Annotated in this window: 12 protein-coding genes and 1 pseudogene; 7 read left to right on the forward strand and 6 right to left on the reverse strand. The window is 63.3% G+C overall.

Annotated features, from left to right (window positions below):
• Positions 1–30 precede the first annotated feature (30 nt).
• A complete protein-coding gene (locus ACIU1A_RS07760; protein WP_404927017.1) occupies positions 31–1,215 on the reverse strand; it encodes a cystathionine beta-lyase in 1,185 nt (394 codons plus the stop codon).
• Between the two features lie 591 nt (positions 1,216–1,806).
• Between ACIU1A_RS07760 and ACIU1A_RS07765 the strand changes: the two genes are divergently transcribed.
• The 5 genes from ACIU1A_RS07765 to ACIU1A_RS07785 all read left to right on the forward strand — a co-directional run bounded on the left by ACIU1A_RS07765 (position 1,807) and on the right by ACIU1A_RS07785 (position 6,844).
• Complete coding sequence (locus ACIU1A_RS07765; protein ID WP_140494320.1) at positions 1,807–2,835, forward strand: amino acid ABC transporter substrate-binding protein; 1,029 nt, start codon at positions 1,807–1,809, stop codon at positions 2,833–2,835.
• Between the two features lie 63 nt (positions 2,836–2,898).
• Positions 2,899–4,086, forward strand: a complete 1,188-nt coding sequence (locus ACIU1A_RS07770) for an amino acid ABC transporter permease (RefSeq protein ID WP_140656239.1) — start codon at positions 2,899–2,901, stop codon at positions 4,084–4,086.
• A 3-nt stretch (positions 4,087–4,089) separates the two neighbouring features.
• A complete protein-coding gene (locus ACIU1A_RS07775) occupies positions 4,090–5,247 on the forward strand; it encodes an amino acid ABC transporter permease (RefSeq protein ID WP_140565096.1) in 1,158 nt (385 codons plus the stop codon).
• Between the two features lie 69 nt (positions 5,248–5,316).
• A complete protein-coding gene (locus tag ACIU1A_RS07780) occupies positions 5,317–6,066 on the forward strand; it encodes an amino acid ABC transporter ATP-binding protein (protein ID WP_181165173.1) in 750 nt (249 codons plus the stop codon).
• Positions 6,067–6,181: 115 nt separating this feature from the next.
• A complete protein-coding gene (locus ACIU1A_RS07785) occupies positions 6,182–6,844 on the forward strand; it encodes a TIGR02117 family protein (RefSeq protein WP_404927018.1) in 663 nt (220 codons plus the stop codon).
• A 34-nt stretch (positions 6,845–6,878) separates the two neighbouring features.
• Here the strand turns inward: ACIU1A_RS07785 and ACIU1A_RS07790 are convergent.
• Positions 6,879–8,100, reverse strand: a pseudogene (locus ACIU1A_RS07790) (FAD-dependent monooxygenase).
• Positions 8,101–8,118: 18 nt separating this feature from the next.
• On the reverse strand, positions 8,119–8,364 hold the full coding sequence (locus ACIU1A_RS07795; RefSeq protein WP_140494310.1) for a zinc-finger domain-containing protein: 246 nt from the start codon (positions 8,362–8,364) through the stop codon (positions 8,119–8,121).
• Positions 8,365–8,564: 200 nt separating this feature from the next.
• Between ACIU1A_RS07795 and ACIU1A_RS07800 the strand changes: the two genes are divergently transcribed.
• Positions 8,565–10,757: an RNA degradosome polyphosphate kinase gene (locus ACIU1A_RS07800; protein WP_140685788.1), complete on the forward strand. Its 2,193-nt coding sequence runs from the start codon at positions 8,565–8,567 to the stop codon at positions 10,755–10,757.
• Entirely contained in the window at positions 10,757–12,292 is a 1,536-nt protein-coding gene (ppx, locus tag ACIU1A_RS07805) for an exopolyphosphatase (protein ID WP_404927019.1), read from the forward strand. The genes ACIU1A_RS07800 and ppx overlap by 1 nt, the downstream gene beginning before the upstream one ends.
• Positions 12,293–12,626: 334 nt before the next feature.
• Here the strand turns inward: ppx and ACIU1A_RS07810 are convergent, their stop codons facing one another.
• From ACIU1A_RS07810 to fumC, 3 genes are all read right to left on the reverse strand, one after another.
• Positions 12,627–13,031 (reverse strand): DoxX family protein, encoded by a 405-nt coding sequence (locus ACIU1A_RS07810; RefSeq protein ID WP_404927020.1) that lies wholly within the window; start codon positions 13,029–13,031, stop codon positions 12,627–12,629.
• A 167-nt stretch (positions 13,032–13,198) separates the two neighbouring features.
• Positions 13,199–13,621 (reverse strand): DoxX family protein, encoded by a 423-nt coding sequence (locus tag ACIU1A_RS07815; protein WP_140584479.1) that lies wholly within the window; start codon positions 13,619–13,621, stop codon positions 13,199–13,201.
• Positions 13,622–13,800: 179 nt separating this feature from the next.
• Positions 13,801–15,198 carry a class II fumarate hydratase gene (gene fumC, locus ACIU1A_RS07820; protein WP_404927021.1) on the reverse strand — a complete coding sequence of 466 codons (1,398 nt, stop codon included), beginning with the start codon at positions 15,196–15,198 and terminating at the stop codon, positions 13,801–13,803.
• Positions 15,199–15,400 lie beyond the last annotated feature (202 nt).

Genomic DNA, 15,400 nt, shown 5'->3' on the forward strand with positions numbered 1-15,400 from the left:
GCGTTACTGGTCTCGGTCCGAGAGGTCGCGTCAGGCCGCTACGGCGGCGGTGAGCCCGCGAAGAATATCGGTCATGAGGTCCTCGACATCCTCGAGGCCGATCTGGAGACGAATCAACGGCCCTTCATAGGGGCCCTTGGCAACGACGCGGTCGCCGAGCCAGACCGGCACGGCAAGGCTCTCGTAACCGCCCCAGGAGTAGCCGAGACCAAAGATCCGCAATGCGTCGAGGAACGCGTGCTGCTGTTTCTGGCCGCCGCCGTCGAGCACGATGGAGAAGATGCCGCTGGAGCCGGAAAAGTCACGCTTCCACAGCGCGTGGTCGGGATGGCTGGGAAGGCCAGGGTGGAGCACGCGCGCGACGCCCTTCTGGCCCTCCAGCCATGCCGCGATGGCGAGCGCGCTGCGCTGATGGTGATCGAGGCGCACCCCCATGGTGCGCAAGCCGCGCAGCACCTGGTAGACGTCGTCGGGTCCGGCGCAGCAGCCAAGCGTGCAGAAGCTTTCATACAGCTGTTTCCAGCAGGCCTCGGTGGCCGACACCGTACCCAGCAGCACGTCCGAATGACCGGCGGGATATTTCGTCGCCGCATGGATCGAGATGTCGACGCCATGGTCGAGCGGACGGAAATAAAGCGGCGTCGCCCAGGTATTGTCCATCATGACGATGGCACCGGCGGCGTGCGCGGCCTTGGCGATGGCTGGTATGTCCTGCACCTCGAACGTGTTTGAAGCCGGCGATTCCGTGAACACCACCTTGGTGTTCGGCTTGATCAAGGCGGCGATGCCCGCGCCGATGCCGGGAGCATAATACTCGACCTCGACGCCGAGCCGCTTCAGCATCGTGTCGGCGAAGTTGCGCGTCGGATGATAGACGCTGTCGACGATCAGCAGGTGGTCGCCCGCCGAAACGAAGGCAAGCAGCGGCACCGTCACCGCCGCCAGGCCCGACGGGACCACGATCGTGCCGGCCGACCCCTCCAGCGCGTCTATGGCCTGGGCCAAGGCGTCGGTGGTCGGTGTGCCGCGCGTGCCGTAGGTGTATTTCTGGTCCCGTCCAGCCATCGAGGCGGCATTGCGGAACAGCACCGTGGAGGCGTGCACGACAGGCGGATTGACGAAGCCGAAATAGTCGTGCGGGTTGTTGCCCGAATGGGCAAGCCGCGTGTTGATGCCTATTTTGCCAGTCACCGGCTCGTTGCCGTCTTTTGCCATTCGTCGTCGCCTTTTTTGGTAAGCCGCTAGCCATAGTGCGGCGACATGGACCGCGCAACAGCCGGCTTTCGCCAGGACCCCGACTTCGAATGTGCCAATTGCCGAGCCGCCGCAGGCCGACTGCAAGCGGTAATGCCGCGGCCAGAAAGCCCGCCGCCGGCAGCGGCATGCGTCGCCTAATAGCGCAAAGCGCACCTTCACCATGACCCAGACCAGCCAGAGGGCGCAGACATCGGCACGCATCCGGCCGGCAGAGCACAGTAACGCAGAGTAATCGGGCGGATGGATTTTTTGCGGACAGAGCGCAGCCTGGCGTAGGGCGAGCTTCGCCGGCTTTATTCGCGCTTGTGACTAAATTGCGGGCGCGTTTGTCTGCGATTCAGGCAATTGCGGCAAACGATTTTCAAACCCATCTGAATTCGGTCATTTTCCTTGACCTCACAGGAATTATCGCCTTCGATGCTGTTCGTGAATGGGAGGCGGCGCGTCGACTGCGATGCGGAGTTCCAGAAATGGGCCGGAACGGAAAGCTGCGTTCACGCGGGAAAAAAAGATCAGGTTTGCCTGAAAACAGAAAAGGGTCTGTGGGTCATGAAACACATTGCAATCGGCATCCTTGGAGCCGCCGCGCTTGGAGCCGTGGCTTCAACGGCTTCAGCCACCACGCTCGACACGGTCAAGCAGAAGGGCTTCATCCAGTGCGGCGTGTCGACGGGCCTGGCCGGCTTCTCGGCGCCGGACGACAAGGGTGACTGGCAAGGCATCGATGCCGATTTCTGCCGCGCCGTGGCGGCCGCCGTCTTCGGTGACGGCTCCAAGGTCAAGTTCACGCCGCTCAGCGCCAAGGAGCGCTTCACCGCGCTGCAGTCGGGCGAGATCGACATCCTGTCGCGCAACACCACCTGGACCATTAACCGCGACACGGCACTTGGCCTGAACTTCATCGGCACCACCTACTATGACGGCCAGGGCTTCATGATCAACGCCAAGAAGCTGCCGGGCGTCAATTCGGCGCTTCAGCTGTCCGGCGCCGCCGTCTGCGTGCAGAGCGGCACCACCACCGAGCTCAACCTCGCCGACTACTTCAAGGCGAACAAGATGGAGTACAATCCGGTCGTTTTCGAGAAGCTCGAAGAGGTCAACGCAGCCTATGACGCCGGCCGCTGCGACGTCTACACCACAGACCAGTCGGGCCTTTACGGCATCCGCCTGACGCTGGGTGCGCCGGCCGATCACGTCGTGCTGCCGGAGATCATCTCCAAGGAGCCGCTCGGACCGGCAGTGCGCCAGGGCGACGACCAGTGGTACCATATCGTCAAGTGGACCTATTTCGCGCTGCTCGATGCCGAGGAACTCGGCATCACCAAGGCCAATGTCGACGAGATGAAGAACTCGGCCAGCCCTGAGATCAAACGCGTGCTCGGCCAGGAAGCCGACACCAAGATCGGCACCGATCTCGGCGTCTCCAACGACTGGGTCGTCAACATCGTCAAGGCGGTCGGCAATTACGGCGAAATGTTCGACCGCAATGTCGGCTCGGGGAGCCCGCTGAAGATCGCTCGCGGCATCAACGCGCTGTGGACCAAGGGCGGCCTGCAATACGCTCCGCCGATCCGCTGATCGAAATGTGATCCGGAAGGCAGAACCATCTGCCTTCCGGTTTCTCTTTCACAGGGGACGGTGATGGCATCGCAGGAAATCCTTCGCGAGGACACAAATCGCGGGTCCTTTATCAACGACCCGAAAGTCCGCAGCCTCTTTTTCCAGACGCTGGTCATCGTCGTTCTGTTCGGCTCCGTCTGGTGGATCGTGCAGAACGTCATCGACAATCTGCAGCGTCTCCATATCGCCTCCGGTTTCGGCTTCCTCAGGGGCCGCGCCGGATTCGACATCTCGGACACGCCGATCGCCTACACGTCCGATTCGACCTACGGTCGTGCCATCATTGTCGGCCTGATCAACACCATCATCGTCGCCGTGGCCGGCATCGTCACCGCGACCATTATCGGTTTCGTCATCGGCATCGGCCGGCTGTCGCAGAATTGGCTGATCCGCAAGATCTGCACGGTCTATGTCGAGATCTTCCGCAACATCCCGCCGCTGCTGGTCATCTTCTTCTGGTATTCGGGCGTGCTGGCCGTGCTGCCGCCGCCGCGCGAGAGCTATAACCTGCCCTTCGGTTCCTTCCTCAACCAGCGCGGCTTCTATTTTCCGCGCGCCGTCTGGGCCGAGGGCTCCTGGCTGATATTCGTGGCGCTCATCGTGGGCATCGCCATGGCTTGGTTCGTCGCCCGCAAGGCGCGCCAGCGGCAGATGGCGACGGGTCAGCAGTTTCCCGTGTTCTGGACGTCCGTCGCGCTCATCGTCGGCCTGCCGCTGCTCGCCTACGCGCTGAGCGGCTTTCCGCTGAGCTTCGATTTTCCGAAACAGTCGACCTTCAACCTGACCGGCGGCTTCCAGGTCAAGCCGGAGTTCCTGTCGCTCTATCTGGCGCTGTCCTGCTACACGGCGGCCTTCATCGCCGAGATCGTGCGTGCCGGCATCAGGGGTGTCAGCAAGGGCCAGACCGAGGCCGCCGCCGCACTTGGACTGCGGTCGGGATCGATCCTGCGGCTGGTCGTGGTGCCGCAGGCCATGCGCATCGTCATCCCGCCGTTGACCAGCCAGTATCTCAACCTGACCAAGAACTCCTCGCTGGCCATCGCCATCGGCTATCCGGACCTGACGGCGACCGCCGGCACGGTGCTCAACCAGACCGGCCAGGCGGTCGAGGGCGTGCTGATCATGATGATCGCCTATCTCATACTCAGCCTGGTGACCTCCGCCGTGATGAACGTGGTCAATGCCAGAATGGCGTTGGTGGAAAGGTAGGCCATGCAGGAACACGACATGTCCTGGGTGCGCACCGAAATGGCCCTGGCGGAGGCGGCGCCGATCAGCGAGCGCGGCCTGTATGCCTGGGTCCGCAAGAACCTCGTCGGTTCGGTCGGCGACACCATTCTCACGATACTCGGCATCATCATCGTCGCCTGGGTCCTGCCGCAGGTCATCAACTGGGCCTTCATCAATGCCCAGTGGACCGGGCCGGACCGGACCGTCTGCGCGACCGTGGCGCAGGGCGGCATCCAGCCCGATGGCTGGAGCGGCGCCTGCTGGGCCTTCGTCAACGCCAAGTTCGGCCAGTTCATGTTCGGCACCTATCCGGTCGAGGAGCGCTGGCGGCCGATCCTGGTCGCCATCCTGTTCGCGGCGCTGCTGGTGCCGATGCTGGTCCCCAGCGTGCCGCGCAAGGGCCTGAACGCCATCCTGCTTTTCCTCGTGCTGCCGATCGTCGCCTTCTTCCTTCTGGTCGGCGGCGTGTTCGGCCTGCCGCATGTCGAGACGTCGCGGTGGGGCGGACTGCTGATCACGCTCAGCCTCTCCTTCGTCGGCATCGCCGTGTCGCTGCCGCTGGGCACCGTGCTGGCGCTCGGCCGGCGCTCCAAGATGCCGATCGTCAAGATGCTGTGCATCATCTTCATTGAAGCTGTGCGCGGCATCCCGCTGATCACCGTGCTGTTCTTCGTCAGCGTCATGCTGCCGCTTTTCCTGCCGGCCGGCGTCACCTTCGACAAGTACCTGAGGGCTCTGATCGGCGTGTCGCTGTTTGCCGCCGCCTATATGGCGGAGGTGGTGCGCGGCGGCCTGCAGGCGATCCCCAAGGGCCAATATGAGGGCGCCGATTCGCTCGGCCTCGGCTATTGGCAGAAGATGGGACTGATCGTGCTGCCGCAGGCGCTGAAGCTGGTCATTCCCGGCATCGTCAACACCTTCATCGGTATGTTCAAGGACACCAGCCTGGTCCTCATCATTTCGATGTTCGACCTGCTCGGCGTGGTCAAGCAGAACTTCTCGGACGCCAACTGGGCGACGCCGCAGACCGCGAAATCCGGTCTCGTGTTCGCCGCCTTCGTGTTTTGGCTGTTCTGCTTCGGCATGTCGCGCTATTCAATGTATACGGAACGCCGGCTCGATACCGGTTACAAACGATAAAAAGGGGATTGGTTCATGGCCACCGAAAACGCCGTCAGCGCGGAAGAGATCAAGGTCAATGCCGCGAAGATGCACATCTCGACCACCGATGTCGCCATCGACATCATCGCCATGCACAAATGGTATGGCGAGTTCCATGTGCTGAAGGACATCAACCTCAAGGTGATGCGCGGCGAGCGCATCGTCATCTGCGGCCCGTCCGGCTCCGGCAAGTCGACCATGATCCGCTGCATCAACCGGCTCGAAGAACACCAGAAGGGCAAGATCTTCGTCGACGGCAAGGAATTGACCAACGATCTCAAGAAGATCGACGAGGTGCGCCGAGAGGTCGGCATGGTGTTCCAGCACTTCAACCTGTTCCCCCACCTGACCATCCTGGAGAACTGCACGCTGGCGCCGATCTGGGTCCGCAAGACGCCGAAGAAACAGGCCGAGGAGATGGCCATGCATTTCCTCAAGCGCGTCAAGATCCCCGAGCAGGCCAACAAATATCCGGGCCAGCTCTCCGGCGGTCAGCAGCAGCGCGTGGCGATCGCCCGTTCGCTGTGCATGAACCCGCGCATCATGCTGTTCGATGAGCCGACCTCGGCACTCGACCCGGAAATGATCAAGGAAGTGCTGGAGACCATGGTTAGCCTTGCCGAGGAAGGCATGACCATGCTGTGCGTCACCCACGAAATGGGCTTCGCGCGGAAAGTCGCCAACCGGGTGATCTTCATGGATCAGGGCCAGATCGTCGAGCAGAACACGCCGGCCGAGTTCTTCGATCACCCGCGCCACGAGCGCACGAAGCTGTTCCTGTCGCAGATATTGCACTGAGCGCTGCCTCGTCGAAATGGAAGGAGCCCGGCCGCGCCACGGTCGGGCTTTTTCACATTTGGCCGATCGGATCGTTTCGATTGAAACGTGATGGAATCGCAAGAACTATGCCCGGATGAGAAAACGCCTTCGTTTCCTGGCCGTGCTGGTTGCCGCGGTGGTGCTGGTCGCGGCACTCGGCACGCTGGTGCCGCGGCCACTTTGGCCGGCTGCCGCGGCCGGCGAGGGCACCAGGCACATTCTGGTGCTGAGCAATCCGATCCACACCGACATCGCCATTCCCGTCGATGACGGCGTGCGCCGGCGCTTTCGCTTCCTCGCCGCTGCCGGCCAGCCTTCCGACGCGCCCGAGGTGCGCTACATCGTCTTCGGCTGGGGCGGCCGCGCCTTCTACCTGGAGACGCCGACCTGGTCGCAGCTGAAGGCGATGCCCGTATTCAAGGCCCTGACGCTTGACGCTTCAGTGATGCATGTCGAGGTCGCCGGCAATATCTCCGGACCCGACGTCGCCGGTTTCGACATCCCGGAGGACCGCTTTGCGGCATTGCTCGACTTCATCGATGCGAGTTTTCAGCAAGGACCAGGCGGGCCGATCGTCATCGCCGGGGCCGCCTATTCCAATTTCGACCGCTTCTATGAGGCGAACGGCCATTTCAATGCGCTGGCCGGCTGCAACACCTGGACCGCGGCCGCCTTGCGAACCGCCGGCCTGCGCACCGGTTGGTGGAACCCGTTGCCGGTCTCGCTCGGGTGGTCGTTGAGGCTGTATAATTGGTAGGTCGCGCAGATAACGCCAACGCCTCGTTCGAGTTCTAGGCCCGCCACCCATAAAGCCAGTCCAAATCCGCGGCGAGCTTCTCCGGCGCCCGCATTTTCAGGAAAAGGTTGCGCGCCAACGCCACCGGACCCCAGGCATGCCAGGCAAGGCGGTTGAGGGCGCCGCGACGTGCCACTCACGACGCGCGGCCGGCGCAGGCCTTCCCAGATTTGAAGACTTCCGGCCAGGTCGGCAGGGGAGGCGGCCATGACATCGGCAAGCGTGGCGGCATCCTCGATGGCCATTGCGGCGCCCTGTGCCGCGAACGGAGTCATGGCATGCGCCGCGTCGCCGACCAGCGCGATGCGGCCCGACCTTACCCATGGCTGCTTCTGATCGACCGTATGGATCGGCCAGGCCGCCCATGGGCCGGCCAACTCCGCAAGCCTTGCCAGCGCCGGCGCGGTGCGGCGCATGGCGCCGGCCAGGATTGCGGGATCGGCATGGCCGGACCAGCCTTCGGCGATACGCTCGCCCCTGGTGAAAGCGACGAGGTTGATGGCGCTGCCCTTGCTGACGGGATAGGCGACCATGTGAAAGCCGGGATGCAGGAAGGTGGTGACGCAGTCCGGCGCACCGATCTCTGCAAAAGTTTGCCCGGCAGGACTGTCTGCGCTGACGGTTGCCCGCCAGGCCAGTTCGCCGGAGAAGTGGCTTTTCGCAAGCCTGGTTTTCCTTCCTTGGTCGGCAAGTCCGCGCACCGACGACCAGACGCCATCGGCGCCGACCAGAAGGAAACCTTCCGCCGCGATGGGCCTGCCACCCACATCGGCTGCCGCGGTGATGCCTGAACTGTTGATCGTGACGCTGCCAAGGCGCGCGCCGGTGGTGAGATGAACATCGGGCATGGCAGCCACGCGCGCCATCAGCGCGTTTTGCAGGTCCGCTCGATGCGCCACGAGGTAGGGCGCACCCCAGCGCGCCTCGCCGGTTCGTCCAAGAGGTACGCGCGCCAGTTCGCCCAAGGTTGCCGCATTCTTCAGCACCACGGCTTCCGGCCTGACGGCATTGGGAAGAAGTGCGTCGAGTACGCCGAACTCACGCAGGATGCGCGTCGCGTTGGGCGAAAGCTGGATGCCGGCACCGGCCGCCTCCAGGCGCTGCGCCTGTTCGAAGATCCGCACGGGATAGCCGCGCTCAGCGAAAGCCAACGCCGCGGTCAGCCCGGCAATACCCGCCCCGGCGATGATGACTTGCCGGGACTGTGCGTCTGCCATTGGCCGGGCCGCTGGAAGTCAGGCGGCCTGGTCGATGTAGAGGCAGCCGGCCGGCAGCGTTTCCATCGCCGTCAGCTTCGGCGAATAGCGGTAGAGCGTCGAGCAGTAGGGGCAGACCTTCTCATTGTCGTCGCCCATATCGAGAAACACATGCGGATGGTCGAAAGGCGGGTTGGCGCCGGTGCACATGAATTCCTTGACGCCGATGTCGATCGCCGGATGGCCCGCATCGTTCTGGAAATGGGGAATGGAACCGCCTGCCATCGTCGTCTCCTTTAGCGCAGTCTGCTCAGCGTTTGGATCATAACCGGCCTGTTTGCAAGTTCGATGAAATGAAACTGTCGCAAAAGCCTGTCAGAGGATAACTTAAGCCGGTTAACCGGCTGGAGCATCGCAGCCAGGCGCAACAGCCTGGGCGCCGCCCGAAAGCGGCGAAGCAACCAGACGTGGGAAGAGCAGGAACCATGAACGAACTGAAGCCGGTCCAGAGCGAGTTCATCAATGCGGAAGCGGCAAGCCCGGAAGGCAATCCGGATCGTTTCGTCAATCGCGAGTTCTCCTGGTTGCAGTTCAACCGCCGCGTCCTCGAGGAATCGCAGAACACAAACCATCCGCTGCTGGAGAGGGTACGTTTCCTGTCGATCTCCGCGGCCAATCTCGATGAGTTCTTCATGGTGCGCGTCGCCGGTCTCGCCGGCCAGGTTCGCGAAGGCATCGTGTTGAGAAGCCCGGATGGGCGTACCCCCGAGCAGCAGCTCGAACAACTGCTTCGCGAGGTCGAACGGTTGCAGGAAGACCAGCAGAAAAGCCTCTCGGCGCTGACCGTGCTGCTCAACAAGGAAGGCATCGAGAGTATCACCCGCGACGCGCTGACCAAGGACGAGAAGGCCTGGCTGGAGGAGCACTTCCAGGACCAGGTGTTTCCTGTTCTCACGCCATTGTCGATCGACCCGGCGCATCCGTTCCCGTTCATCCCCAATCTCGGCTTCTCGATGGCGCTGCAGCTTCGCCATCGCAAGAACGGCGAGGAGATGAGCGCGCTCTTGCGCTTGCCGGTGGCGCTGAAGCGTTTCATCCGTTTGCCGGACCGCAAGCACCATGTCCGCTTCATCCCGCTGGAAGAGGCGGTCGGCCTTTACATCGGCAAGTTGTTCCCGGGTTACGAGGTCAAGGGCTCCGGCACGTTCCGCATCATTCGCGACAGCGACATCGAGGTCGAGGAGGAATCGGAAGATCTCGTGCGCCTGTTCGAGACCGCGCTAAAGCGCCGCCGCCGCGGCTCCGTCATTCGCATCGAGTTCGACATGCTCATGCCGGCCGAACTACGCGAATTCGTCGCCGGCGAACTCGGCGTTTCGTCGAGCCGCATCAGCGTCCTGACCGGCCCGCTGGCGCTCAGCCAGATTTCGGAGATCGTCGCCGTTGCCCGCGACGACCTCAAATTCACGCCCTACAATCCGCGTTTCCCCGAGCGCATCCGCGAGCATGGCGGCGATTGCTTCGCCGCTATCCGCGAGAAGGACATCATCGTCCACCACCCCTACGAATCCTTCGACGTGGTGGTTCAGTTCCTTCGCCAGGCGATGGCCGACCCGGAAGTGGTGGCGATCAAGCAGACGCTTTACCGAACCTCCAACGACAGCCCGATCGTGCGTGCGCTGGTCGACGCCGCCGAGGCCGGCAAGTCGGTGACGGCACTGGTCGAACTCAAGGCGCGCTTCGACGAGGAGGCCAACATCCGCTGGGCGCGCGACCTCGAGCGCGCCGGCGTCCAGGTCGTGTTCGGCTTCCTCGAGCTCAAGACCCACGCCAAGATGTCGCTGGTGGTGCGGCGCGAGGACAGCAAGCTGCGCAATTATGTGCATCTGGGCACCGGCAATTACCATCCGGTGACCGCGCGCATCTACACCGACCTGTCCTTCTTCACCACCGATGCAACGATCGCACGCGATGTCGCCCAGCTTTTCAACTTCATCACCGGCTATGCCGAGCCGACCGCCGAAATGCGGCTGGCGATCTCGCCCTTCACGCTGAGGAACCGTATCCTGCAGCACATCTCCGATGAGGTCGCCCACGCACTCGAGGGACGGCCGGCACGCATCTGGATGAAGATGAACGCGCTGGTCGATCCGATCATCATCGACGCGCTCTACGACGCCAGCCGAGCGGGCGTCGAGATCGACCTGGTCGTGCGCGGCATATGCTGCCTGCGGCCGCAGGTGCCGGGCCTGTCGGAAAACATCAGGGTCAAGTCGATTGTCGGCCGTTTCCTCGAGCACAGCCGCATCTATTGCTTCGGCAATGGCCACGGCCTGCCGTCGGACGAGGCCGTCGTCTACATCTCCTCGGCCGACCTCATGCCGCGCAACCTCGACCGCCGCGTCGAGACCATGGTGCCGATCACCAACCCAACTGTGCATGAACAGGTGCTGGGCCAGATCATGCTCGGCAACATCATGGACAATCAGCAAAGTTTCGACGTATTGGCTGATGGAACCTCCCGGCGCGTCGTGCTCGAGGAGGGCGAGGAGCCGTTCAACGCGCAGGAATATTTCATGACCAATCCGAGCCTGTCGGGACGGGGTGATGCGCTGAAATCGCATGCGCCGAAGCGGATCGCGCAATTCAAGCGCCGCAAGAAGAACGCCGCCGCCTGATGCTGTCCGATTCCCAGGGCCGGCTGCAGGATCGCCGACCGCTGTCCATCATCGACATCGGCTCGAATTCGATCCGCCTTGTCGTCTATGAGGGGCTGGCGCGCTCGCCGACCATGCTGTTCAACGAAAAGATGCTGGCGGGCCTCGGCCGCGGCATCGTGTCGACGGGGAAGCTCGACCCCGAGGGCGTGACACGGTCGATGGAGGAGTTCCGCCGCTTCCGCGCGCTCTCCGACCAGGCCGGTGCCGAGCACATGTACGTGCTGGCGACCGCCGCCGCGCGCGAGGCCGTCAACGGCCCCGATTTCATCCACCGCGCCGAAGACGTGCTCAAGACCGAGATCCGCGTGATCAGCGGCCGCGAGGAAGCCTACTATTCCGCGCTCGGCGTCATCTGCGGCTTTCATCCGGCCAACGGTATTGCGGGTGACCTCGGTGGCGGCAGCCTTGAACTGGTCGACGTCAATGGCGAAGCGATCGGCGACGGCATAACGTTACCGCTGGGCGGCCTGCGCCTGCAGGACATGGCCAAGAATTCCCTCACGCAGGCGGCGAAAATCGTGCGCGACGAGCTGGGGCGGGCGAAGCTTCTGAAAAGCGGGCAAGGCAGGCCTTTCTATGCCGTTGGCGGCACCTGGCGAAATCTCGCCCGGCTGCACATGGAGATGACCAACTATCCGCTTGGCGTCATGCACCACTACGAGATCGGCGTCGAAAGTGCCGCCAATTTCCTGCGGCAAGTGGCGAAAGGCGAGATCGAGAAGATCAAAGGCATCGAGGGTGTTTCGAAGAACCGCCGCTCGCTCCTGCCTTACGGTGCCATCGTGCTGCAGGAGATCATGGCGGCGATGCAGCCGTCGAACATCATCGTCTCGGCGCTCGGCGTGCGCGAAGGCTTCCTCTATTCCCTGCTCGACCAGGCCGAGCAGAAGGCCGATCCTCTGATCTCGGCATCGGAGGAACTCGCCCGGCTGCGCTCGCGCTCGGTCACCCATGCGCATGAACTCGTCGACTGGACGGCCAAGACCTTTGCCGCTTTCGGCATCGACGAGACCGAGGACGAGGCGCGCTACCGCCACGCGGCGGCATTGCTGGCCGACATCGGTTGGCGCGCGCATCCCGAATATCGCGGCAAGCAATCGCTCAACATCATCGCCCACGCCTCCTTTTTCGGCGTGGACCACCCTGGCCGCGCCTATCTGGCGATGGCCAATGCCTATCGGCACGACGGCATCTTCAACGAAGCCATCGCGCCCGAGATCAAGGCGCTGGCGACACCGCGCTATCTGGAGCGGGCGCGGGTGCTGGCGGCATCGATGCGCGTCGTCTACCTGCTGACCGCCTCGATGCCCGACGTCATGCCAAGGCTGAAATGGGAGCAGCGCGGCAATGGCGTGCTGGCGCTGGTCTTGCCGGCATCTCTGGCAGATCTCTATGGCGAGCGTCCCGCCGGGCGCTTGGCGCAACTGGCGCGAATTACCGGCCGCCGCCTGGTGCTGGCGGTCGAGGGCGGACCGAGCGTTTCGGTGAAATAGGTACGGCCTACCAGAGCGTGAGTTATCTGATCCACGCCGATATAGACCAACTCAATCGCGCCACTTGTCAGCGGCTTCGCGTTTGAAGACCGGCTTCCCCCACTCCGTCTTGGCTTCGCCAAGCCACCTCTCCCCTCCGGAGGGAGAGGAAGGGCGCCAAGATTGGCGAACTCGCGCCCTTCCTCTACCCCGTCGATCGGGGGAGAGGTGTCGAGCGCAGTTCGACGGAGTGGGGGTCGACTTGACGCGGGTGTTGACTTGGCCCGGGCATCAAAAGTTCAACCCGGGGCATATGTCTGGTTGGTTCCGGGCCTGCCCTTGGATTTAGGCGATATCAAACCGCAGCCCGCCCGTCGACCGACCAGGCGCCGGGGCCGGCCATGGCGAGCGCCAGAAAGCCGCCCGATATCGCGATGTCCTTCATCAGCATCTGCTGGTGCAGGAAGGCAAGCGTCGCATCATCGGCGCCCTGGCCGTAATGGCCGATGAAGCCGGCAACGATGCAGAAGGCGGCCAAAAGCAGAGCCACGATCCGGGTCTGGAAGCCGATGAGTATCAGCAGTCCGGCGATCAGCTCGAACAGGCCCGTGCCCCACGCGGCGAGCCCCGGAAGCGGCAGGCCAAGGCCGGCGAAATAGCCCGACGTGCCGGCAATGTCGGCGAGCGCATGGAAGCCTGACGGTACGAATAGCGCGGCAAGCAGCAGCCGCGAAGCCAGAAGCAGTGCGTTGCGAGGCATGATCACCTCCGTTGTCGGTTGGCCGGTTTGGGCCTTTACCCACCCGGACCGATCGATCCTACCACCAATGCCCGGCAAATCCGGGCGCTGAATTGAGGCTTCTGCACCGACAACGAAACAGTGGCGCGGAAAATTCCGCGCCACTGCTGTCAAGACGGGGAGGAAGTTCAGCCGCGCTTGGCGTCGACCGAATAGGCGCCGGCGCCTGAGGAAGCCAGCACGAGGAAGCCGCCGGTGATCGCCAGGTTCTTCATGAAGTTGATCATCTGCATCTGGTCGGCCCAGCCGGTGTGGGCGACCAGGGCCGTGGCGACGGTGAAGATCGCCAGCACCCAGGCGGCAATCCGGGTCTGGAAGCCGACGAGAATGGCCAGGCCGCCAAGCAGTTCGATGAGGCCGACGACGATGGCCGTCACGGTCGGCAAGGGCAGGCCGAGGCCGCCGAAATAGGCCGCGGTGCCGGAAAGGGCGCTGAGCTTGCCGAAACCGGAAAGCAGGAAAATGACCGCGAGCAGGATGCGGCCGAGCAGGATCGTGACAGAACTGTTGGACGCGGTGCCGGCGCCGGCGAAGGAAGTGTTGGTGGACATGGTGGCTCTCCGAATGGGGTTGATCGCCCGTCAGATAGACTATGCCGACTGTTCACCAAAGCCGCCTGCCTGGCGACACATTGTTCACAGGACATACGTTTCCGTGAAGCGGTGAAAAACGGAAATTCGTGCCGGTCGATGCGGTGGCGGGAGGATATTCTCCCGCCGAAAAAGTGCCTTCACCCCGGATGGGTCATATCTTCCGGCCGCACGATCCGGTCGTAGTCGGCTTCGCTGACCAGCCCGGTGGCCAGCGCTTCCTCGCGCAGCGTGGTGCCGTTCTTGTGCGCGGTCTTGGCGATTTTGGCAGCGCTGTCGTAGCCGATGGTGGGCGCAAGCGCCGTCACCAGCATCAGCGAGCGGTCGAGGGCCGCCTTGATGTTGTCTTCGCGCGCCTCGATGCCGACGACGCAATTGTCGGTGAAGGAGACCGAAGCGTCGGCGAGCAACTGCACCGATTGCAGGAAGTTGTAGGCCATCAGCGGGTTGTAGACGTTGAGCTCGAAATGGCCTTGGCTGCCGGCAAAGGTGAGCGCCGCATTGTTGCCGAACACCTGCACGCAGACCTGGGTCATCGCTTCGCACTGCGTCGGATTGACCTTGCCCGGCATGATCGAGGAACCAGGCTCGTTTTCCGGCAGCGACAATTCGCCAAGGCCCGAACGCGGGCCGGAACCGAGGAAGCGGATGTCGTTGGCGACCTTGAACAGCGCGGCGGCAGCGGCGTTGATGGCACCGTGCGAGAATACCATGGAATCATGGGCGGCGAGCGCCTCGAACTTGTTCGGCGCTGTGACGAAGGCGATGCCGGTGATGGCGGCGATGCGGTCGGCCACCCGCTCGGCGAAGCCGACGGGCGCGTTGAGGCCGGTGCCGACGGCGGTGCCGCCCTGCGCCAGTTCCTGCAGGCCGGGCAACGTCAGCTCGATGCGCTTGATCGACGAAGCGACCTGCGCGGCGTAGCCCGAGAATTCCTGGCCCAGCGTAAGCGGGGTGGCGTCCTGCGTGTGGGTGCGGCCGATCTTGATGATATGGTTGAACTCTCTGCTCTTGGCGGCGAGCGCCTTGTGCAGGTGCTTCAGCGCCGGCAACAGGTCATGCACGATGCGCTCGGCGCAGGCGATGTGCATGGCGGTCGGGTAGGTGTCGTTCGACGACTGGCTCATATTGACGTGGTCGTTCGGGTGCACCGGCTTCTTGGAGCCCATGACGCCGCCCAGCATCTCGATCGCCCGGTTGGAGATCACCTCGTTGGCGTTCATGTTGGATTGCGTACCCGAGCCGGTCTGCCAGACCACCAGCGGGAAATGGTCGTTGAGCTTGCCGTCGATGACTTCTTGAGAGGCTTCGACGATCGCCTTGCCGATCGCCGGATCGAGCCGCTTCAGCTCCATATTGGCTTCCGCCGCCGCCCGCTTGACGATGCCGAGCGCGCGCACGACGGATGCCGGCTGCTTTTCCCAACCGATCTTGAAATTGCCGAGCGAACGCTGCGCCTGCGCGCCCCAATAACGGTCGGCGGCGACCTCGATGGGACCGAACGTATCGGTTTCGGTTCTGGTCTTGGCAGCGCTCACGGCAAGTCTCCGGTCTGTCGATTTGGGCAACGGCGTATCGCGTTGCACAAAACGCATCAAGCGGAGATTGCGGGCGATGAAGATGCAAATCGGTTGAAGACGGAGCCAATCTCCCCGCTCGTGGGGAGATGCCCGGCAGGGCGGCGGGAGCGCGAAGGAACGCTATCTGTCGTCATTCAGCTGCGTTCAGGTTAGAACAAGG

Source organism: Mesorhizobium maamorense, assembly GCF_044998965.1.
Taxonomy (GTDB): Bacteria; Pseudomonadota; Alphaproteobacteria; order Rhizobiales; family Rhizobiaceae; genus Mesorhizobium.